Origin of the sequence: Streptomyces sp. L2 (genome assembly GCF_004124325.1) — a bacterium.
Lineage (GTDB): Bacteria > Actinomycetota > Actinomycetes > Streptomycetales > Streptomycetaceae > Streptomyces.
Map to the genome: position 1 here is coordinate 1520236 of NZ_QBDT01000001.1, position 23179 is coordinate 1543414.

The 23179-nt window shown below is 73.8% G+C and carries 6 protein-coding genes; all 6 read right to left on the reverse strand.

Features of this window, described 5'->3' with window-relative positions:
- Positions 1-94: 94 nt before the first annotated feature.
- Complete coding sequence (locus DBP14_RS06395; protein WP_129306061.1) at positions 95-832, reverse strand: ABC transporter permease; 738 nt, start codon at positions 830-832, stop codon at positions 95-97.
- A complete protein-coding gene (locus DBP14_RS06400) occupies positions 829-1887 on the reverse strand; it encodes an ABC transporter ATP-binding protein (protein WP_129306062.1) in 1059 nt (352 codons plus the stop codon). The genes DBP14_RS06395 and DBP14_RS06400 overlap by 4 nt, the downstream gene beginning before the upstream one ends.
- Position 1888: 1 nt before the next feature.
- The gene (locus DBP14_RS06405) at positions 1889-2749 is read right to left on the reverse strand and encodes a hypothetical protein (RefSeq protein WP_129306063.1); all 861 of its coding nucleotides are present in this window, start codon (positions 2747-2749) and stop codon (positions 1889-1891) included.
- Between the two features lie 146 nt (positions 2750-2895).
- Complete coding sequence (locus DBP14_RS06410; protein WP_129306064.1) at positions 2896-5979, reverse strand: type I polyketide synthase; 3084 nt, start codon at positions 5977-5979, stop codon at positions 2896-2898.
- 6 nt (positions 5980-5985) lie between these two features.
- On the reverse strand, positions 5986-11346 hold the full coding sequence (locus tag DBP14_RS06415; protein ID WP_129306065.1) for a type I polyketide synthase: 5361 nt from the start codon (positions 11344-11346) through the stop codon (positions 5986-5988).
- 132 nt (positions 11347-11478) lie between these two features.
- The gene (locus DBP14_RS06420) at positions 11479-23157 is read right to left on the reverse strand and encodes a type I polyketide synthase (RefSeq protein WP_129306066.1); all 11679 of its coding nucleotides are present in this window, start codon (positions 23155-23157) and stop codon (positions 11479-11481) included.
- Between the last annotated feature and the right edge of the window lie 22 nt (positions 23158-23179).

Here is a 23179-nt window from a genome sequence, read left to right on the forward strand (position 1 = left end):
GACGGGGACATGGACGACGGGGACATGCGCGTGGGCGCCGGCCTCCACGGCCGGCGCCCACCTCCTCGTACGACTGCTGTGACGTGCGGTCCGCTCAGGCCCGGGCGGCCTCGCGCCGGTAGCTGAGGACCACCGCGCCGGAGAACACCAGCGTCCACGCGGCCAGCACGCCCGCGCCGATGATCGCGCGGGTGTCGTGCAGCAGGGCGCCGTGGCCGATGTCGGCGAGCCAGTAGCTCGGCATGATCTTGACGATGGCGACCAGCCAGTCCGGGAAGCCGGTGGTCGGCAGGAGCAGACCGCCGAGGAAGCCGAACAGGATGATCAGGCCCTGGAGGTACATCTGCTGCTGCTCGGGCGCCACGTACAGGCCGATGACCAGGCCGAGGACCGCGCACGGCAGGGCGGCGATCCAGATGCCGAGGGTGATCTGCAGCCAGCCGGACGCGGACAGGTGCACGTCCTGCACCAGCCAGCCGAACAGCGCGACGAACGCCGGGCCGGGCAGCGCCACGACCATCGCCACGAACACCTTCGTCAGCAGGTAGGTGCGCGGCAGCAGCGGGGTCAGGCGCAGCTGCCGGTGCCAGCCGATCTGCCGCTCGTGCGCGACCCGCGCGGTGGTGTGCATGGAGGACGTGAACGCGCTGTAGGCGGCGAGGCTGCACATCAGCCAGGCGCTGTAGGTGATGCCGCCGGAGTGCGGGATGGTCTGGTTCTTGTAGAGCATGCACTCCAGCAGGTACATCACGACGGGCACGACGAACGCGAAGACGATGAAGCGCGGCCCGCGCAGCATCCGCTTGATCTCGATGGCCAGGTAGCCGGTCATGCGGCGTCGTCCTCCGTGTTCTGGGTGCCGTCCTGGTCGGCGTCGTCCGCGGTCAGCGTGAGGAACGCCTCCTCCAGGCCGGTGGCGCTGATCTCGATGTCGTGGGCGTCCGGATACCGTGTCACCAGGGCGCGCACGGCCGCGTCGGAGTCCTCGCAGTGCAGCTCGGCCTGGTCCAGGCGGATGGCCGCGCCGGTGACGCCGGGCAGCTTCTTCAGCTCGTCGGCGCTCGCGCCGGGGACCGCGGCGCGCAGCATGCGGCCGGCGGTGAGGGCGCGGATCTCGGCGACAGTGCCGTCGGCGGCGATCTGGCCGGACCGCATCAGCACGACCCGGTCGGCGAACTCCTCGGCCTCGTCCAGGTAGTGGGTGGCGAAGACGACCGTGCGGCCGGTGTCGGTGAACTTGCGCATCGACTCCCAGAACTTGCGCCGGCTGCCGACGTCCATCGCGGAGGTCGGCTCGTCCAGGATGAGCAGCTGCGGGTTGCCGACGAGGGCGCAGGCGAAGCGGGCGCGCTGGCGCTGCCCGCCGGACAGCTTGGTGCCGCGCCGGTCGGCGATGTCCTCGATGTTGGCGCGGCGCAGCACCTCGTCCATCGGCAGCGGGTTCTTGTAGAGGGAGGAGATCATCCCGAGGGTCTCGCGGACGCTCAGGTCGTCGATGAGCGAGCCCTCCTGCAGCACGGCGCTCGCCATGCCGTCCCGTACGGCCAGGTAGGGCGCCTTGCCGAAGATGGTGATGCTGCCCGCGGTGGGCCGGGACAGGCCGAGGATCATGTCGACGGTAGTGGACTTGCCGGCGCCGTTGGGGCCGAGCAGGGCGACCACTTCGCCGGGCGCGATGGACAGGTCGATCCCGCGTACGGCCTTGACGTCGCCGTAGTCCTTGCGCAGCCCCGTGACGCGCAGGGCGGGCTCGGGGGCGGCGTGCCGGGGGCCGGCGGTCTCCGCGGTGGTCTGCGTGGGAGTCGTCGCCGCGGTCTTCGGGGACGGGGCCGTGATGGTGGTGCCTCCCTCGTCCCGTGCGGTGCTGGTCTCTGGGGTCGTCGTCATGTCACATCCGGATCTGTCGGGAGAGGTCCTGCGGGGACAGCAGCGCGTCCAGCGCCTTCGCGGCGGCCTCGTCGCGCAGCAGGTTCATGTGCTCGCTCCCGAACTGGATCTCCCTGGCCACGACGCGGGCCGCGGTCTCCGGGTCGGTGGAGCGGAGCCGGTTGAGTCCGCTGAGCGGGCTCGACGAGCTGAAGGCGACCGCCCTGTGCCAGTTCTCCATGGAGCCGAAATCGCCCGCGGCGACGACATACGCGACGAACGCGGTGAACGACTCGGTGAATTCGGCGCGGCTCTCCTCGTCGAGGTCGAGAGCGTCGAACGCGGGTTCGCTCACGCTCCGGAAAAGCCGGACGAGTTCGGTGCCGAGCACGCGGATGTCGTCGGTGCTTTCCAGGATGTGGTGCCCCTCGGTGTTCGCCACGGAGATCGGTTCGGGTCCCACGATGGATTCGAAGAGGCTCAGGGAGGTGTGGAACTGCCAGTAGAGCCCGAGCGGGTTGGCGAGTTCCGGGTCGAACAGAATGAGCTGGGGGGCGCTTTCCTGCCACTGGGTGAGGCGTTCGGCGAGCGCCGCCGCGTACACCGAGCCGGCGCAGAAGCCGAGCACGGCACCGACCGGCCGGCCGGTCTCGCGCACCGAGTCGAACCAGCGGTCCAGGTACTCCTGGCCGCCCGGCCCCACGTCGGTTGCGATGGCCTGCGGCATCGTCTCCCACACGTGGTGGCGGCCCGCCGCGGTGAGCGAGAAGAGATCGGAGAAGCGGGCGTCGGGACGGCCGGTGGCGGTGAAGTCGACGGCGAGCACCAGCTCGTTCCGGCTGCTGTTGCCGCCTATTCTCAGCCACACGTCGTTGTTTTCCACCGGCTGCCCCTTCCTGACTTGTCTGTCGAGTTCTCGACTTGGCATGGCGCCGTTTTGCCGGGTCCTGAAGATGCTAGAAGTGGCCCAAGGGACTGAGAGCCCCTATGGCCACCCCTAGCGCCCCCTACCGGGACCCGACCGCCGGTTCAATCCGCCAGCGTGTCCTCAAGTTCTTCCGCGAGGTACTCGACGAGTTCTTCGGGAGTCCCGTATTCGTAGATCACGGCGGCCGGCAACTTCAGGCCGCCGAGCGCGGCGGTGAGCCGGTCACGGAATTCGACGGCCAGCAGCGAGGTGAATCCAAGATCCATGAAATCGCTGTCCGGCTCGATGGCCTCGTCCGCACCCGTGTGCCCGAGCACGCCGGCCGTGGCGTCCCGCACCAGCCTGCCCAGCAACTCCGCCCGGCCCGCCTCGTCCGCGGCACGCAGGGCCGTCAACAGGTCCTCGGCTTCCTCCGGTTCGGGCTCCGGCGCCGTCACCTGTGGTGCGCCCGCCGCGCCGCCCGCGGCACGTCCGGCCGAGGCCAGCCAGTAGTGCTGGTGCTGGAAGGCGTAGGTGGGCAGGTCTACGGGGTTGCGGCCGGGGCCGAAGTAGGCGGTCCAGTCGACGGAGGGGAGGCGGGTGAGGGCCTCGACCAGGGCTTGGGGTTCGGTGCGGTCTCGGCGAAGGGTGGGGACGGCTCGGGGGTCGGCGACCATCGGGGTGAGGGCGGCGTCGGGGCCCAACTCCAGGTAGGTGCCTACCCCCTGGCCGTCGAGGGTGGTGATCGCGTCGGCGAAGCGGACGGCTTCGCGGACGTGGCGGACCCAGTAGGAGGGCCGGGAGAGGTCGTCGTAGGAGACCGTCGTGCCCGTGAGGGTGGAGACGATCGGGTACTTGGGCTGGGTGTAGGTGAGCTGGGTGGCGATCTGCTCGAACTCGTCGAGCATCGGCTCCATCAGCGGTGAGTGGAACGCGTGGCTCACGGTGAGCTTCTTCGCCTTCCGGCCTTCACCGGTGAAGTGGCTGACAACCGAGTTCACACCCGCTTCGGGGCCGGACACGACGATCGCGTTCGGTCCGTTCACAGCCGCGATACCGGTGCCCTCAGGCAGCACGGCAAGGACTTCGTCCTCGGCCGCCTGCACAGCCGCCATCGCACCGCCCGCAGGCAACTCCTGCATCAGCCGGCCACGAGCCGCCACCAGCGTCGCCGCGTCCTCCAGCGACCACAGCCCCGCCACATGCGCGGCAGCCAGCTCACCGATCGAATGCCCGGCCAGCACGTCAGGCCGTACACCCCACGCCTCCAGCAACCGGAACAACGCCACCTCGAAGGCGAACAGCGCGGGCTGTGTGTACCCCGTCTCGTCCAGCCCCTCCCCGCCGAACATCACACCCTTCAGCGGACGTTCCAGGTGGGCGTCCAGGACAGCGCACACCTCATCCAGCGCAGCGGCGAACACAGGGAAGGCCTCATACAGCTCACGCCCCATCCCCGCCCGCTGACTCCCCTGCCCCGTGAACAGGAACGCCACCGGACCCGACGGCACAGCCTTGCCACCCTCGACCGCCTCCAGCCCGGCCAGCAGTCCCTCACGGTCCCCCGCCACCACACCCGCCCGGTACCCGAACGCCGACCGCCGGGTCACCAGCGAGAAGCCGAGGTCCGCCGGATCCAGTTCCGGTCGTCGCGTGACGAAGTCCCGCAGGCGTGCGGCCTGGGCCCGTACCGCGGCGGCCGTTCTGCCGGACACGATCCACGGGACGACCGGAAGCGCGGCCGGCTCGGCGACCGCGCCCGGTGCCTCCTCCTCCGGTGCCTCCTCCACGATCACGTGGACGTTGGTGCCGCTGATGCCGAACGCGGACACGGCGGCGCGCCGGGGGCGGTCACCGGCCGGCCAGGGGCGGTTCTCGGTGAGGAGTTCCACCGCGCCCGCCGACCAGTCCACGTGGGAGGTGGGGGCGTCGATGTGCAGGGAGCGGGGCAGGACGCCCGCGCGCAGGGCCTGCACCATCTTGATGACACCGGCCGCGCCCGCCGCCGCCTGCGTGTGACCGAGGTTGGACTTGATGGAGCCCAGCCACAGCGGGGAGCCGGCGGCGCGTCCCTGGCCGTAGGTGGCGAGCAGGGCCTGTGCCTCGATGGGGTCGCCGAGGACGGTGCCGGTGCCGTGGGCCTCGACGGCGTCGATGTCGTCGGTGGACAGCCCGGCGCTCGCGAGGGCGTCGAGGACGACCTGCTGCTGGGAGGGGCCGCTGGGCGCGGTGAGGCCGTTGCTGGCGCCGTCCTGGTTGATGGCCGAGCCGCGGACCACGGCCAGGACCCGGTGGCCGTTGCGGCGGGCGTCGGAGAGGCGTTCCAGGAGCAGCACGCCGACGCCCTCGGACCAGCCGGTCCCGTCGGCTGCCTCCGCGAATGGCTTGCAGCGGCCGTCGGGGGCCAGCCCGCGCTGCCGGCTGAAGTCGATGAAGGTGTCGGGGGTGGCCATGACGGTGACGCCGCCGGCCAGGGCGAGGGAGCACTCCCCCGCCCGCAGGGCCTGTGCGGCGAGGTGCAGGGTGACCAGGGAGGACGAGCAGGCGGTGTCGACGGTGACGGCGGGGCCGGTCAGGCCGAGGGCGTAGGAGATCCGGCCGGACAGGACACTGCCCGCGGTGCCGGTGCCGAGGAAGCCCTCGACGCCGTCGGGCAGGGCCGCGCGGTCGGAGCCGTAGTCGTGGTACATGATCCCCGCGTACACGCCGGTGCGGGCACCGCGGGCGGCGGCCGGGTCGATCCCGGCGTGCTCGAACGCCTCCCAGGACGCCTCCAGCAGCAGCCGCTGCTGCGGGTCCATGGCGAGGGCCTCGCGCGGGCTGATCCCGAAGAACGCGGCGTCGAACTCGCCTGCCGCGTCGAGGAATCCGCCTTCCTTGGCGTAGCTCTTGCCGAGGGCGTTCGGGTCGGGGTCGTAGAGGTTGTCGGTGTCCCAGCCGCGGTCGGCGGGGAAGCCGCGCATGCCGTCGCCGCCGTCGGCGACGAGCCGCCAGAGGTCGTCGGGGGAGGCGATGCCGCCGGGGTAGCGGCAGGCCATGCCGACGATGGCGACGGGCTCGCGGGTGCGGGACTCCAGGTCCTCGATGCGCCGGCGGGCCTGCATCAGGTCGGCGGTGGCCTTCTTCAGGTAGTCGCGCAGTTTCTGTTCGCGGTCGGTGGAGCCGGTGGCTGTGGTGGCTCCGGTGGGTCCAGTGGTGGCTGCCATGGTCGTTCAGCTCCCGGTCTCGCCGTCGAGGAGGGCGAAGAGTTCGTCGTCGGAGGCGGCTGCCAGGTCGTCGGTGACCTCGGTCCCGGCCGGCTGCGGGTGGTCCGTGTCCTGCCAGCGGGCCAGCAGGGCCTGGAGGCGCACGGTGATCCGGGAGCGGGTCAGCTGGTCCAGCTCCTGGGTGCCGATGAGGGGTTCGAGGTGGTCGAGGCCGCGCAGCAGGGCGGTGGCGGGGTCGTCGTCGGCGGGCGCGAGTTCCTTGTGCAGGTGGGCGACGAGTTCGTGCGGTGTGGGGTAGTCGAAGACGAGGGTGGCGGGCAGTCGTACGCCGGTCTCGGCGGCGAGCCCGTTGCGGAACTCGACGGCGGTGAGGGAGTCGAAGCCGAAGTCCTTGAACGGCTTGTCGGCCTCGACGGCCTGCTGGTCCGGGAAGCCGAGGACGGTGCGGACGTGCCGTCGTACGAGGTCCAGGAGGAGCCCGGTCCGTTCGTCCCGGTCGGCGATCGCGGCCAGCCGGTCGCGCAGCGCCGTGCCGCCGGCCGCCGTGCCGCCGCCCGCGGCGGTGCGCCGGGCGGGGACGCGGACCAGGGAGCGCAGCAGCCCCGGGACCGCTCCGCTGAGGGAGCGGGCGAGCGCGGGCACGTCGAGCCGGACGGGCACGGTGAGCGGGCGGGTGCCGGCGACGGCCGCGTCGAGGAGGGCGAGCCCCTGTTCGGCGCCGAGGGGGCGCAGGCCGGTGCGGGCCATGCGGTCCAGGTCGGTGTCGGTCAGGCCGGCGCCCATGCCTCCGGTGGCCGGGTCCCACAGGCCCCAGGCGAGGGACACGGCGTGCTGTCCGTGGGCCCGGCGGTGTGCGGCGAGGGCGTCCAGGGAGGCGTTCGCGGCGGCGTAGTTGGCCTGTCCGGCGCCGCCGAGGACACCGGCGGCGGAGGAGAACAGCACGAACGCGTCCAGTTCGCCGGTGAGTTCGTGCAGGTGGCGGGCCGCGTCGGCCTTGGGAGCGAGGACGCGGCGCAGCTGGGCCGGGGTGAGCCGGGCGACGGTCGCATCGTCGACGACGCCCGCGGTGTGGACGACGGCCTTGATGCCGGGGTGGCCGTCGAGCAGCGCGGCGAGCGCTTCGCGGTCGGCGACGTCGCAGGCGGCGAGGGTCACCTCCGCACCCGACTCCCGCAGTGCGTCGGCGAGTTCGGACGCACCGGGGGCGTCGGAGCCGCGCCGGCTGGTCAGCAGCAGGCTGCGCACTCCGTGCTCGGAGACCAGGTGCCGGGCGACGAGCGCGCCCAGGCCGCCGGTGCCGCCGGTGATCAGCACGGTGCCGGTGACCGGCCAGACGGGTACGCGGTCGGCGTCGGGGGTGTCGCGCACGAGGCGCGGGGCGCGCAGATCGCCCTGCCGTACGGCGAGTTCGTCCTCTTCGGTGCCGAGTACGGCGGCGGGCAGGTCGCCGTCCCCCGGTCCGGTATCGAGGTCGAGGTCGACGAGGAGCAGGCGTCCCGGGTACTCGGTGCGGGCCGCCCTGACAAGTCCGGTGACCGCGGCCTGGCCCAGATCGCCGACGTCCTCGCCGGGCGCGGTGGACACGGCACCCCGGGTGACGACCAGCAGCCGCTCCTCTGGGACGGCGTGCTCCAGCCACTCCTGGAGCGCCTCCAGCACGACCGTCGCGGTCTCGGCGGCCGAGTCTCCCACGGGTGCGGCCAGCGCGGACCAGCCCGCCACGGGCAGGGGCTCCACGCGGCCCGGTTCGGGCAGCGGCAGCGGCTCCGCGGCTGCCGCGCCCGGCACCTCTACGGCGGTCCAGTCGACGCCGTACGCCGCGTCGCCGACACCCGCCGTACCGGCGCCCGCACCCGGGCCGACGGGCACGGGTCGGAGGGCGAGTGAACCGACGGACAGCACGGGCCGCCCCTCGGCGTCGTCCGCGTCGAGCGTGACCGTGCCGGGCGTGGTGGCGGCGACCCGGACGCGCAGGGTGCGGGCGCCGGTGGCGTGCAGGGTGACGTCGGACCAGGAGAACGGCAGCCAGGCGGACCCGGGGTCGGGTTCCGGCAGCAACTCCCCGGCGGCCACGGCGTGCAGGGCGGCATCGAGCAGGGCGGGGTGGATGCCGTACCCGTCGGTCTCCGCGTCCTCGGGCAGACCGACCTCGGCGTACACGACCCCGTCGGCATCGCGCCAGGCAGCGGTCAGCCCCTGGAAGAGGGGGCCGTACTCCAGGCCCAGCGCGGCGAGGCCGACATAGAGGTGCTCGGTGTCGACCGGCTCGGCGGTGGGCGGCCAGGCGACGGTCCCCGCTGCGGGCTCGCTTCCGCCCGCCGCCACGATGCCCTCCGCGTGCAGGGTCCAGGTGTCCTGGCCGTCGAGGCGCGCGTGCACGGTGAGCGCCGGCTCGTCGCCCTCCCCGACGCGGACGCGCAGGGCGACGGCGCCGGTCTCGGGTATGACAAGGGGGGCGTGCAGGGCCAGGTCGCGTACGGTGCCGCGGCCGATCTGGTCTCCGGCGCGCACGGCGATCTCGACGAGGGCGGCGCCGGGGACGATGACGGTGCCGTTCACTGCGTGCTCGGCCAGCCATGGGTGGGTCGCGAGTGAGAGACGGCCGGTGAACAACGCGCCTTCCGTGTCCGGCAGTTCGACGGCCGCGCCCAGCAGCGGGTGTCCACCTGGCTCCAGCCCGAAGTCGGCGGGCTCGCCCGAGGCCACGGAACTGTTCCGGAACCAGTAGGGGCGGTGCTGGAAGGCGTAGGTGGGGAGGTCGACGGGCTCGCGGCCGGGGCCGAAGAACGCTGTCCAGTCGACGGAGGGGAGTCGGGTGAGGGCTTCTGTCAGGGCTTGGGGTTCGGTGCGGTCTCGGCGGAGGGTGGGGACGGCTCGGGGGTCGGCTGCCATGGCGGTCAGGACCGCGTCGGGGCCGAGTTCGAGGAAGGTGCCGATGCCCTCGCCGTCGAGGGTGGCGATCGCGTCGGCGAAGCGGACGGCTTCGCGGACGTGGCGGACCCAGTAGGAAGGCTGGGAAAGGTCGTCGTAGGAGACCGTCGTGCCCGTGAGGGTGGAGACGATCGGGTACTTGGGCTGGGTGTAGGTGAGCTGGGTGGCGATCTGCTCGAACTCGTCGAGCATCGGCTCCATCAGCGGTGAGTGGAACGCGTGGCTCACGGTGAGCTTCTTCGCCTTCCGGCCTTCACCGGTGAAGTGGCTGACAACCGAGTTCACACCCGCTTCGGGGCCGGACACGACGATCGCGTTCGGTCCGTTCACAGCCGCGATACCGGTGCCCTCAGGCAGCACGGCAAGGACTTCGTCCTCGGCCGCCTGCACAGCCGCCATCGCACCGCCCGCAGGCAACTCCTGCATCAGCCGGCCACGAGCCGCCACCAGCGTCGCCGCGTCCTCCAGCGACCACAGCCCCGCCACATGCGCGGCAGCCAGCTCACCGATCGAATGCCCGGCCAGCACGTCAGGCCGTACACCCCACGCCTCCAGCAACCGGAACAACGCCACCTCGAAGGCGAACAGCGCGGGCTGTGTGTACCCCGTCTCGTCCAGCCCCTCCCCGCCGAACATCACACCCTTCAGCGGACGTTCCAGGTGGGCGTCCAGGACAGCGCACACCTCATCCAGCGCAGCGGCGAACACAGGGAAGGCCTCATACAGCTCACGCCCCATCCCCGCCCGCTGACTCCCCTGCCCCGTGAACAGGAACGCCACCGGACCCGACGGCACAGCCTTGCCACCCTCGACCGCCTCCAGCCCGGCCAGCAGTCCCTCACGGTCCCCCGCCACCACACCCGCCCGGTACCCGAACGCCGACCGCCGGGTCACCAGCGAGCACCCCACATCGGCGAGGTCCAACTCAGCTCGACCGGCGACGAATTCACGCAGCCGCGCCGCCTGCCCCCGCACCGCCTCCTCGCTCGCACCGGACACGATCCACGGCACCACCGGAAACGCGGCCGGCTCAGCAACCGAAGCAGGTGCCTCCTCCTCCGGTGCCTCCTCCACGATCACGTGGGCGTTGGTGCCGCTGATCCCGAAGGAGGAGACGCCGGCCCGCCGTACCCGCTGCTCCGCCGCCTTCCACGGCTTGGCCTCGGTGAGGAGTTCCACCGCCCCCGCCGACCAGTCGACGTGGGTGGACGGCTGGTCGACGCAGAGCGTGGCGGGCAGCCGCTCGTGGCGGAGGGCGAGCACCATCTTGATGACGCCGGCCATACCGGCGGCGCCCTGGGTGTGGCCGAGGTTGGACTTGATCGAGCCCAGCCACAGCGGAGCGCCCTCGGCGCGGTCCTGACCGTAGGTCGCCAGCAGCGCCTGCGCCTCGATCGGGTCGCCCAGCTTGGTGCCCGTACCGTGCGCCTCGACCGCGTCGACCTGCTGCGGAGTGAGCCGGGCGGCGGCCAGCGCCTGCTTGATGACACGCTGCTGGGACGGACCGTTCGGGGCCGTCAGCCCGTTGCTCGCACCGTCCTGGTTGATGGCCGAACCGCGGACCACCGCGAGGACGTTGTGGCCGTTGCGGCGGGCCTCGGACAGGCGCTCCAGGACCAGGACGCCCACGCCCTCGGAGAGGCCCGTGCCGTCGGCGGCCTCGGCGAAGGCCTTGCAGCGGCCGTCGCGGGAGAGGCCGTCGGCGCGGCTGAACTCCAGGAACGTACCGGCGGAGCCCATGACGGTGACGCCGCCGGCGAGGGCCAGGGCGCATTCGCCGCCGCGCAGCGCCTGGGCGGCGAGGTGGACGGCGACGAGGGAGGAGGAGCAGGCGGTGTCGATGGTGACGGAGGGGCCTTCGAGGCCGAGGGCGTAGGAGACGCGGCCGGACAGGACGCTGGCGGCGACGCCGGTCATCATGTGGCCGGCGATGGAGTCGGGCATGCGGGTCAGGCCGCGCAGGTAGTCGTTGCTGCTGACGCCAGCGTAGACGGCGGTGCGGGTGCCGGCCAGGGTGCGGGGGTCGACGCCCGCCCGTTCCAGGGCCTCCCAGGAGGTCTCCAGCAGGACCCGCTGCTGGGGGTCCATGGCGAGGGCCTCGCGGGGGCTGATGCCGAAGAACTCTGCGTCGAAGCCGGCGGCGTCCTGGAGGAAGCCGGCGCGGCGGCCGGTGTCGTCGTGGCCGTCGCTGGCGGCGAGCTGGTCCAGGGTCCAGCCTCGGTCGCGGGGGAAGGGGGACATGCCGTCGCGGCCGGCGTCGAGCATGGCCCAGAGGTCCTCGGGCGAGCCGACGCCGCCGGGGAAGCGGCAGGCCATGCCGACGATCGCGATGGGCTCGTGTTCCCTGTCCTCGGCCTCGCGCAGCCGCCGACGGGTGTCGTGCAGGTCGGCCGCGACCCGCTTGAGCGTGTCGACCAGCTGTTTCTCGTCAGCCATGTGTTTCCCTACTTCCCCTCTGATCGCCACCGCGTCGCACGAGGGGACCGGTGCTTCCGGTGCATCCGATGTGTCCGGTGCATCCGGTGCGTCCGGTGTGCTCCCCTCGTGCGACGGCGGCGGGACCCCGTGTCAGATGCCGAGTTCGTCCGTGATGAAGGCCAGCACCTCGTCGGACGAGGCGTCCTGCAGCCGGGCGCCCACGTCGTCGGAGCCGTCGGACTGTGCGGTGCGCATGCTCTTGAAGCGGGCCAGCAGGTCCTCCAGCCTGGCCGTGACCGCCCGGTGTGCCTCGTCGTCCAGCGAGGCGTCCGGCAGGTGGCTCTCCAGCCGGTCGAGTTCGGCGAGGACGCCCTCGGCCGGGTCGGTCTGCTCGGGTGCCAGTTCGGTGTGGAGCAGGCGGGCCAGGGCGAGCGGCGTCGGGTGGTCGAAGACGGCGGTGGCGGAGAGCCGGATGCCGGTGGCGGCGGTGAGCCGGTTGCGGAACTCGACGGCGGTGAGCGAGTCGAAGCCGAGTTCCTTGAAGGAGCGGGTGGCGGCGACGGCCGACGGTCCGGCGAAGCCGAGGACGGCCGCCGCGTACGACTGGACGAGGTCGAGCAGCGCGGTCTCCCAGCCGTCGGCGGGCAGCGTGGCGAGGCGGGCGCGCAGTGCCTCGCCGGGGCCGCCCGCGCCCTCGGCCGCCGCGGTGGCGGTGGGGGCAGCGTGCGCGGCGGGCCGGGCCTGGGTGCGGACCAGGCCGCGGTACAGGTGCGGTACGGCCGTGCCGTCGCTCGCGCCGCGCAGTCCGGCGGTGTTGAGGCCGATGGGCACGAGCTGCGGGTGGTGCGCGCCGTGGGCGCCGAGAGCGGCGTCCAGGAGGGCGAGGCCCTGCTCGGGGTCGAGCGGGCGGATTCCGGACCGGGCGAGCCGGGCGAGGTCAGCGGCGTCGAGGTGGCCGGTCATGCCGCTGCCGCTGCCCTGGTTCCACAGGCCCCAGGCGAGGGAGACGGCGGGCAGGCCGTTCGCGCGCCGGTGGGCGGCGAGGGCGTCCAGGTAGGCGTTCGCGGCCGCGTAGTTGGCCTGGCCGGCGTTGCCGAAGGTGCCGGCGGAGGAGGAGAACAGGACGAAGGCGTCCAGGTCGCGGCCGGCGGTCAGCTCGTGCAGGTGCTGGGCCGCTACGGCCTTGGGGGCGAGGACGGTCTCCAGTTTCTCCGGGGTGAGCCGGCCGAGGGTGGCGTCGTCGAGGACTCCGGCCGCGTGGACGACGGCGCGCGGCGCGTGCCGGTCCAGGAGGGCGGCGAGGGCGTCCCGGTCGGTGATGTCGACGGCCTCGACGGCGACCGTTGCACCGGACTCGGCGAGTTCCTCGGCGAGTTCGGTGACGCCGGGGGCGTCGGGGCCCCGGCGGCCGGCCAGGACCAGGCTGCGCACGCCGTGCTCGGTGACGAGGTGGCGGGCGACGAGGGCGCCGAGGCCGCCGGTGCCGCCGGTGACGAGGACGGTGCCGTCGGGCGCCCAGGTGTGCGCCGTGGCGTCGTCGGCCGGTTCGGTGCGGGCCAGGCGCGGGACGCGGATCTCGCCGTCGCGGAGCGCGAACTCGGGTTCGCCGGTGGCGAGCGCGGCGGCGAGCAGGGCCCGGGAGGGGACCTCGGTGCCGATGTCGGCGAGGACGATCCGGTCCGGGCTCTCGGTCTGCGCGGTGCGGACGAGTCCGTGGACGGCGGCCTGCGCGAGGTCGGCGATGTCCTCGCCGGGTTCGGTGGAGACGGCTCCGCGGGTGACGACGACCAGGCGGGCGGTGTCGGTGCGCGGGTCGGACAGCCACACCTGGAGGTCGCCGAGGGTCTGCATCACGGCGTCGTCGATCGTGCTCTGCCAGTGCACGGGGGCGAGGACGGTGCCGATGCCGCCGTCGAGTTCCTCGGTGGAGAAGATCTCGGGCAGGCCGGGGAAGAGCGGGTCGTCGCCGAACACCGCCCAGTCGTCGGGGACTTCGGACGTGTCCGGGGTGGGCAGAGCCGTCCAGTCGACGTGGAACAGGGTGTCGCGGAACGGGTTCCCGGCCGCCTGCGACAGCCGGGCCAGGGCATCGGCGGGCAGTTGGCGCAGGCCCAGTGACTCCACGGTGGCGACGGGCGCCCCGGCGGTGTCGGTGACGGTGACGGACACCGCGCCCTCCCCGGCGGCGGCGATCCGCACGCGCAGCGCGGCGGCGCCGGTGCTGTGCAGGGTGACGCCGGACCAGGAGAACGGCAGCCAGGGTCCGCCGTCGCCCGCGTCGAGGAAGCCGCCGAGCGCGATGGCGTGCAGGGCGGAGTCGAGGAGGGCCGGGTGGAGGCCGAACTCGGCTGCCTGGGCGGCGGTTTCGAGGGGCAGGGCAACCTCGGCGTACAGGGCGTCGTCGGTGCGCCAGGCGGAGCGCAGGCCCCGGAAGGCGGGCCCGTAGTCCAGGCCGAGGGCGCCGAGGTCGGCGTAGAGGCGGGAGGTGTCGACGCTGTCGGCGCCGGCGGGCGGCCAGGCGGCGAGGTGGTCGCCGGCCGGGGCAGGCTCCCGGGTGAGCAGGCCGGTGGCGTGCCGGGTCCACTCGTCGTCGGGCAGGGCGTCGGCGGGCCGCGCGTACACGGTCACCGTGCGGCCGTCCTCCCCCGTTCCGGCGACGACGACCCGGAGGTGGGTCTCCGTGCGCTCGGGCAGGACGAGCGGCGCCTCCAGGGTGAGGTCGGCCAGGTGCGGGTGGGCCGCCTCGTCGCCGGCGCGGACGGCCATCTCCAGCAGGGCGGTGCCGGGGACGACGACGGTGGAGCCGACGGCGTGGTCGGCGAGCCAGGGCTGCGCGGCGAGGGACAGGCGTCCGGTGAGGACGAGTCCGCCGTCGCCGGGCAGGGTGACGGCCGCGCCGAGCAGCGGGTGCGCCGCGTCGCTCTGGCCGACGGCGGCCGGGTCGGCCGGTGCGGCGGTGGTGGGCTCCAGCCAGTACCGCTCGCCCTGGAAGGGGTAGGTGGGCAGCGGCGCCCGGCCGGTGGCGCGGCCCGCGAACACGGCGTCCCAGTCGGGGCGGACGCCGTGGACGACGAGCCGGCCCAGCGAGGTGAGGACGCGGCCGGTGCCGCCGTCGTCGCGGCGCAGGGTGCCGGTGACGACGGCGGTGTCGGCGCCGGCGTCCGCGAGGGTGTCGGTGAGGCCGACGGTCAGCACCGGGTGCGGGGAGCACTCGACGAACACGGTGTGGCCGGTGCCGGCGAGGGAGCGCACGGCGGGCTCGAAGCGGACGGTGTGCCGCAGGTTGCGGTGCCAGTAGGAGGCGTTCATCTCGTGCCCGTCGATGAGCCGGTCCTCCAGCGTGGAGTGCAGCGGGATCCGGCCGGCGCGGGGGCGTACGGGGGCGAGGAGTTCTTCCAGCTCCTCGCGCAGGGATTCCACGTGCGCGGAGTGGGAGGCGTAGTCGACGGGGATGCGGCGGGCGCGCACGCCGTCGCTCTCGCAGTGTTCCAGCAGCGCGTCGAGGGCGTCCGGGTCGCCGGAGACGACCGTGGAGGCGGGCCCGTTGACGGCGGCGACCGAGATCTGGTCCGGCCACCGCTGGAGGAGTTCCTCGACGCGGGCGGCGGGCAGCGGTACGGACACCATGCCGCCGGTGCCGGCGAGCCGTATCAGGGCCCGGCTGCGCAGGGTGACGACGCGGGCGGCGTCCTCGACGCTGAGCGCGCCGGCCACGCAGGCGGCGGCGATCTCGCCCTGCGAGTGTCCGACGACGGCCGAGGGGACGATGCCGTACGACTCCCAGAGCGCGGCCAGGGACACCATCACGGCCCACAGGGCGGGCTGGACGACGTCGACGCGTTCCAGGGCGGCGGCGCCGTCGGCTCCGCGCAGGACGTCGACGAGGGACCAGTCGGTGTGGGCGTCGACGGCGGCGGCGCACTCCTCGATCCGGGCCCGGAACACCTCGGAGGCGTCCATGAGTTCGCGGGCCATGCCCACCCACTGCGAGCCCTGGCCGGGGAAGACGAACACGGTCTTGCCGGCGGGGGCGGCGAGTCCTTCCTCGATCCCGGCGGCCGGGTTGCCGTCGGCGAGGTCGGCGAGGCCCCTCAGCAGCTGCTCGCCGTCGTCGCCGACGAGGACGGCCCGGTACTCGAACGGGGTGCGGGTGGTGGCCAGGGAGTGGCCCACGCGGTCGAGGTCGGCGGCGCCGAGTTCGCGTCCGGCGAGCTGCTCGCCGAGCCGGCGGGCCTGCTCGCGCAGCGCCTCGGGGGTGCGGGCGGTCAGCAGCCACGGCACGGGCCCGGCCGCCTGCTCCTCCTTCTCGGGTACGGCGGCGGGTGCGGGCGCCTCCTCCAGGATGACGTGGGCGTTGGTGCCGCTGAACCCGAACGCGGACACTCCGGCCCGGCGGGCCGAGTCCTCGCGGCGCGGCCAGGGCCGGGCCTCGGTGAGCAGGCGTACGGCGCCGGCCTCCCAGTCGATGTGCGAGCTGGGCTCGTCGACGTGCAGGGTGGCGGGCAGTTCCTCGTGGCCGAGGGCCTCGACCATCTTGATGACACCGGCGATGCCGGCGGCGGCCTGGGTGTGCCCCAGGTTGGACTTCACCGAGCCGAGCCAGAGCGGGGCATCCTCGGGCCGGTCCTGGCCGTAGGTGGCGAGGAGGGCCTGTGCCTCGATGGGGTCGCCCAGCCTGGTGCCGGTGCCGTGCGCCTCGACGGCGTCGACGTCGGCGGGCGCGAGGCCGGCGGTGGCGAGGGCCTGCCGGATGACGCGCTGCTGGGAGGGGCCGTTGGGGGCGGTCAGGCCGTTGCTGGCGCCGTCCTGGTTGAGGGCGCTGGCGCGGACGACGGCGAGGATGTCGTGGCCGTGGCGCCGCGCGTCGGAGAGCCGCTCGACGAGGACCATGCCGACGCCCTCGGCCCAGCCGGTGCCGTCGGCGGTGTCGGCGAACGCCTTGCAGCGGCCGTCGGCGGCGAGCCCGCGCTGCCGGGAGAAGTCGACGAAGGTGTCCGGGGTGGCCATCACGGTGACACCGCCGGCCAGGGCCAGATCGCACTCGCCGCGCTGCAGCGCCTGGACGGCCATGTGCAGGGCGACCAGGGAGGACGAGCAGGCGGTGTCGACGGTGACGGCGGGGCCTTCGAGGCCGAGGACGTAGGAGATGCGGCCGGAGGCCACACCGCCGGAGGTGCCGGTGCCGAGGAAGCCCTCGACGCCGTCGGGCAGGTGGCCGTATCCGGCGCCGTTGCCGTAGTCGTGGTAGATCAGTCCGGCGAAGACGCCGGTGCTGCTGCCGCGCAGGGTGTGCGGGTCGAGTCCGGCGCGCTCCAGGGCCTCCCAGGAGGTCTCCAGCAGGATCCGCTGCTGCGGGTCCATGGCGAGGGCCTCGCGGGGGCTGATGCCGAAGAAGGGGGCGTCGAAGAGGGGCGCGTCGGGCAGGAAGCCGCCCTGGTCGGTGTAGCTGGTGCCGGGGCGTTCGCCGGTCGGGTCGACGACGGCGTCGATGTCCCAGCCACGGTCGCCGGGCATGGCGCCCATGGCGTCGCCGCCGGTCGCGAGCAGCCGCCACAGGTCCTCGGGCGAGCGGACCCCGCCGGGGAACCGGCAGGCCATGGACACGATGGCGATGGGCTCGTCCGTGCCAAGGGCCGTGCCCGCGGCCTGCGTTGTGGCGGGCAGCGAGCCGACGAGTTCCTCGCGGAGGTAGCCGGCGAGGGCCTCGGGCGCCGGGTAGTCGAAGACCAGCGTCGCCGGGAGCCTGAGGCCGCAGGCGGCGGCGAGCCGGTTGCGGAACTCGACGCCGGTGAGGGAGTCGAAGCCCAGGTCCTTGAACGCCTGGGTGACGTCGACGGCCTCGGGGTTGCTGTGTCCGAGGACGGCGGCGGCGTGGGTGCGGACGACGTCCAGCAGCAGCGCGTGCTGCTCGCCGGCGCCGAGCGGGGCCAGCCGTGCGGCCAGTTCTCCTCCCCCGGCCGCCTTGCCGGCGGCGCGGGCGGTGCGCCGGGCCGGGGTGCGCACCAGGGCGCGCAGCAGCGCGGGCACCTCCTCGGGCGCGGCCGAGGCGGGCAGGTCCAGGTGGATGGGGACGAGCGCGGCGTGCGGCAGGGCGAGCGCGGTGTCGTACAGCGCCAGGCCCTCCTCGCCGGTGAACGCGGCGGAGCCGGAGCGGGCCATGCGGGCCCGCTCGGCCTCGTCGAGGCTGTCCGCCATGCCGCCGCCCTCGGCGGCCCACAGTCCCCAGCCGAGCGAGAGCCCGGGCAGGCCCTGGGCGCGGCGGTGCGCGGCGAGGGAGTCCAGGTAGGCGTTGGCGGCTGCGTAGTTGGCCTGTCCGGCGTTGCCGAAGGTGCCGGCGGCGGAGGAGAACAGCACGAACGCGGACAGGTCGGCGAGCCGGGTCAGCTCGTGCAGGTGCCGGGCGGCGTCCGCCTTCGGCGCGAGGACCTTGTCCAGCCGTTCCGGGGTCATCGAGTCGAGGACCCCGTCGTCGAGGACACCGGCGACGTGCACGACGGCGGTCAGCGGATGCGCCTCCGGTACGGCGGCCAGGGCTGCGGAGACGGCGTCCCGGTCGGCGGTGTCGCAGGCGATCAGCTCCGCCGTGGCGCCCAACTGATTGATCGCGCTGATGAGTTCACCGGCTCCGGGGGCGCGGTCGCCGCGCCGGCTGGCCAGCAGCAGGTGCCGCGCGCCGTGCTCGGTGACCAGGTGCCGGGCGAGGAGCCCGCCGAGGGCGCCGGTCGCGCCGGTGACGAGGACGGTGCCCTCGGGGTTCAGCGGCGCGGGCACGGTCAGCACCAGCTTGCCGGTGTGCCGGGCCTGTCCCATGACCCGCAGCGCCTCCGGCGCCTCGCGCACGTCCCACGCGGTGACGGGCAGCGGACGCAGGGCGCCGCTCTCGAACAGGTCGAGGAGCGCGCCGTACATGTCCATGATGCGGTCGGGCCCGGCGTCCATGACGTCGAACGCCTTGTACGTGACGCCGGGATGGGCCGCGGCGACCTCGTCCGCGTCGCGGATGTCGGTCTTGCCCATCTCGACGAACCGGCCGCCGCGCGGCAGCAGGCGCAGCGAGGCGTCGACGAACTCCCGGGCGAGGGAGTCGAGTACGACGTCCATGCCCTGCCCGTCGGTGGCCTCCAGGAAGTGCTGCTCGAACTCCAGGGTGCGGGAGTTGGCGATGCGGTCCTCGTCGACGCCGAGGGCGCGCACGGCGGCCCACTTCGCGGGGCTGGCGGTGCCGTACACCTCGGCGCCCAGGTGACGGGCGAGCTGCACGGCGGCGGTGCCGACACCGCCGGCGGCGGCGTGCACCAGGATGGACTCGCCGGCGGAGAGGCCGGCCAGGTCGACGAGGGCGTAGTAGGCGGTGAGGTAGACGACGGGGGCGGCGGCCGCCTCGGCGAACGTCCAGGTGGACGGCATCGCGGAGACCAGCCGGTGGTCGACGACCGAGAGCGGTCCGAACGCCCCGGAGAACAGGCCCATGACCCGGTCCCCGACGGTGAACCGGTCCACGCCCGGCCCGACCTCCACGACGACACCGGCGGCTTCGAGGCCGAGCCGCCCGGCGTCGCCCGGGTACATGCCGAGGACGTTCATCACGTCGCGGAAGTTGACGCCGGCCGCGCGGATCGCGACCCGGATCTGTCCCTCGGCGAGGGGCTCGGCGGCCTCGGGGAAGTCGGCGACGTAGAGGCTGTCCAGGGTGCCGGTCGGGGTGAAGTCGAGCCGCCAGGGCGCGTCGCCCCCGGGCAGGCTCAGCTCGGAGCCCACGTTCCGGACGAGCCGGGGTGCCAGCAACTGCCCGGAGCGCAGGGCGAACTGGGGTTCGTCGCTGCCGGTGAGCGTGGGCAGCAGGGCGTCGGCGGACTCGGCGGAGGTGTCGAGGTCGACCAGGACGATCCGCCCGGGGTGCTCGGACTGGGCGGACCGGGCGAGGCCGACCACGGCGGCGGCCGCCGGGTCGGGGACCCGGTCGCCGGGCGCGGCGGCCACGGCACCCGAGGTGACGAGCACGAGCCGGGCCCCCTCGGGCCGGTCGCCCGCCAGCCACTCCTGGACGACGTCCAGCGCCCGGTGCACGGCGTCGCGCGGCTCGAAGCCGGCGGTGACGAAGGTGGCGAAGGTCAGTTCGGCGTCGTCGGTGCCCTGCGTGTGCCGGCCGCCGGTCTCCGTGATCAGGTCCACGAGCTGGAGCGGGTCCGGTCCGATGACCCGGCAGGACACGGACGTCGTACCGGGCTGCGCCGGGGCGGTCTTCTGCCAGTCCAGGCGGTACAGCGAGTCGTGCCCGCGCGCGGCGCCCGTCGGCGCGGTGGGCAGGGCGCGCAGCGCGAGCGCCCCGACGGTGGCGACGGGCGCGCCGGACGGGTCGGCGAGGTCGATCCGGTAGCCCGAACCCTCGCCCGCGACGCGCACCCGCAGCGCCGAGGCGCCGGCGGCGTACAGCGCGAAGTCGCTCCAGGAGAAGGGGAGGCGGGCGCCCCCGGTGTCGCTCTCGCCGCTGACGAGCAGGCCGATGGTGTGCAGGGAGGCGTCGAGGAGGGCGGGGTGGATGCCGTAGCCGTGGGTGTCCGTGCCCTCGGGGAGGGCGACCTCGGCGTGGACGGCGCCGTCGGCGGTCCGCCAGGCCGCGGTGACGCCCTGGAAGAGCGGACCGTACTGGAGCCCGATGCCGGCCAGGTCGTCGTAGAGGCCCGTGGTGTCGACCGGCTCGGCGCCGGCCGGGGGCCAGGCGGTACCGAGGTCGGCGGGCGTGACGGCCTCGGCGGACAGGGAGCCCTCGGCGTGCAGCGTCCAGTCGTCCTCCCCTTCCGGGCGGGAGTGCACGGTGACGGCGGGCTCTGCGCCCTCGCCGAGCCGGACGGCGACGCGCAGGGCGACTCCGCCTCGCTCGTCGAGGACGAGGGGGGCGTGCAGGGTCAGGTCGCGTACGGTGCCGCGGCCGATCTGGTCTCCGGCGCGTACGGCGATCTCGACGAGGGCGGCGCCGGGCACGATGACGGTGCCGTTCACGGCGTGCTCGGCCAGCCAGGGGTGGGTCGCGAGTGAGAGACGGCCGGTGAACAGGATGCCTTCGCTGTCCGGCAGTTCCATGGCACCGGCGAGGATGCGGTGCCCGGCGGCGGTCAGCCCGAGCCCGGCCGCGTCCGAGGCGGCGTAGGGGGCCGTGGTCGGCCAGTACGTCTCGTGCTGGAAGGCGTAGGTCGGCAGGTCGATGTGGCGGGCCGGGGTGTCGGCGTAGAACGCCTGCCAGCTGACCTCGCCACCGGCGCAGTGCAGCCGGGTCAGCGCCTCGACCAGGGCTTGGGGTTCGGCGCGGTCTCGGCGGAGGGTGGGGACGGCACGCGCGTCGGCGACCATCGGGGTGAGGGCGGCGTCGGGACCGAGCTCCAGGAAGGCGGCGATGCCCTGGCCGTCGAGGGTGGTGATCGCGTCCGCGAAGCGGACGGCTTCGCGGACGTGGCGGACCCAGTAGGAGGGCTGTGCGAGGTCGCCGTAGGAGACCGTCGTGCCGGTGAGGGTGGAGACGATCGGGAGGGCGGGCTCGGTGTAGGTGAGCTGGGCGGCGATCTGCTCGAACTCGTCGAGCATCGGCTCCATCAGGGGCGAGTGGAAAGCGTGGCTCACGGTGAGCTTCTTCGCTTTACGGCCTTCACCGGTGAAGTGGCTGACAACCGAGTTCACACCCGCTTCGGGGCCGGACACGACGATCGCGTTCGGTCCGTTCACAGCGGCGATGCCGGTGCCGTCCGGCAACACGGCCCGCACCTCATCCTCGGTCGCCTGCACGGCAGCCATCGCACCGCCCGCCGGAAGCTGCTGCATCAGCCGGCCGCGAGCAGCCACCAGCTTCGCCGCGTCCTCCAGCGACCACAAACCGGCCACGTGCGCGGCGGCCAGCTCACCGATGGAGTGCCCGGCCAGCACCTCGGGCCGTATGCCCCATGCCTCCAGGAGCCGGAACAGGGCGACTTCGAGGGCGAACAGGGCGGGCTGGGTGTACGCCGTCTCGTCCAGCCCTTCCCCGGCGAACATGACGTCCTTCAGCGGACGTTCGAGATGGGTGTCCAGCGCACCGCACACCTTGTCCAACGCAGCAGCGAACACAGGGAAGGCCTCATACAGCTCACGCCCCATCCCCGCCCGCTGGCTCCCCTGCCCCGTGAACAGGAACGCCGTCGGGCCGGCCTTGGCGGCGGTCGCGTCCCCGTGGGTGAGTGTCTCCAGGCCGGTCAGCAGGTCCTCGCGGTCGGCGGCGACGATGCCCGCGCGGTACGGCAGCGCCGAGCGGCCGGTGGCGAGCGCGCGGCCGACGGCGGCCGGGGCGAGGTCGGGGTGAGCGGTGGCGAAGTCGAGGAGGCGGGCGGCCTGGGCCCGGACGGCCTCGGCCGACTTGCCGGAGACGATCCACGGCACGACCGGCAGCGGGGCACCCTCGTCCGCCTGGACGGCCTCCTCGGCGGGGGCCTCCTCGATGATCACGTGGGCGTTGGTGCCGCTGATGCCGAAGGAGGAGACGCCGGCGCGCCGGGTCCGCTCCCCCGCCTCCCAGGGCCGGGCTTCGGTGAGCAGCTCCACCGCGCCCTCGGTCCAGTCGACGTGACTGGAGGGGGTGTCGACGTGCAGGGTGCGCGGCAGTTCCTCGTTGCGCAGGGAGAGGACCATCTTGATGATCCCGGCGACGCCGGCCGCAGCCTGCGTGTGGCCGAGGTTGGACTTGATCGAGCCCAGCCACAGCGGAGCGCCCTCGGCACGGTCCTGCCCGTAGGTCGCCAGCAGCGCCTGCGCCTCGATCGGGTCACCCAGCCGGGTGCCGGTGCCGTGCGCCTCGACCGCGTCGACCTGCTGCGGAGTGAGGCGGGCGGAGGCGAGGGCCTGGCGGATGACACGCTGCTGGGAGGGGCCGTTGGGGGCGGTGAGGCCGTTGCTGGCACCGTCCTGGTTGATCGCCGAGCCTCGGACGACCGCGAGGACCCGGTGTCCGTTGCGGCGGGCGTCGGACAGCTTCTCCAGGACGAGCATGCCGACACCCTCGCCCCAGCCGGTGCCGTCGGCGGCCTCCGCGAACGGCTTGCACCGGCCGTCGGGGGCCAGTCCGCGCTGCCGGGAGAAGTCGACGAAGGTGTCCGGAGTGGCCATCACGGTCACGCCGCCGGCCAGGGCCAGGGTGCACTCGCCGCTGCGCAGCGCCTGCGCGGCGAGGTGCACGGCGACCAGCGAGGACGAGCAGGCCGTGTCGACGGTGACCGCCGGGCCTTCGAGGCCGAAGGCGTACGACACCCGGCCGGAGGCGATGCTGCCGCCGACCCCGAGGAAGCCCTCCAGGTCGTCGGTGGCGCGCTCCAGGACCTCGCTGTAGTCGTGGTACATGACGCCGGCGAAGACACCGGTGGCGCTGCCGCGCACACCCGCAGGGTCGATCCCGGCCCGCTCGAACGCCTCCCACGAGGTCTCCAGCAGCAGCCGGTGCTGCGGGTCCATGGCGAGCGCCTCGCGCGGGCTGATCCCGAAGAACGCGGGGTCGAACTCCGCTGCCTGGGAGAGGAATCCACCCTCGACCGAGTACGTCCGCCCGGCCGCGTCGGGGTCGGGGTCGTACAGGCTCTCCGTGTCCCAGCCGCGCTCCTCCGGGAAGCGGCTGATGGCGTCGCCTCCGGAGGCCAGCAACTCCCAGAGGCCTTCAGGCGAGTTGACGCCCCCGGGGTAGCGGCAGGCCATGCCGACGATGGCGATGGGCTCGTGCGCGGAGGCGGTCAGCCGGCGGTTCTGCTCGCGCAGCCGCTCGGTCTCCTTCAGTGACGCCCGGAGAGCCTCGACGATCTTCTCGTTCTGTGCAGACACGTTCTGTGCAGGCACCTTCTGT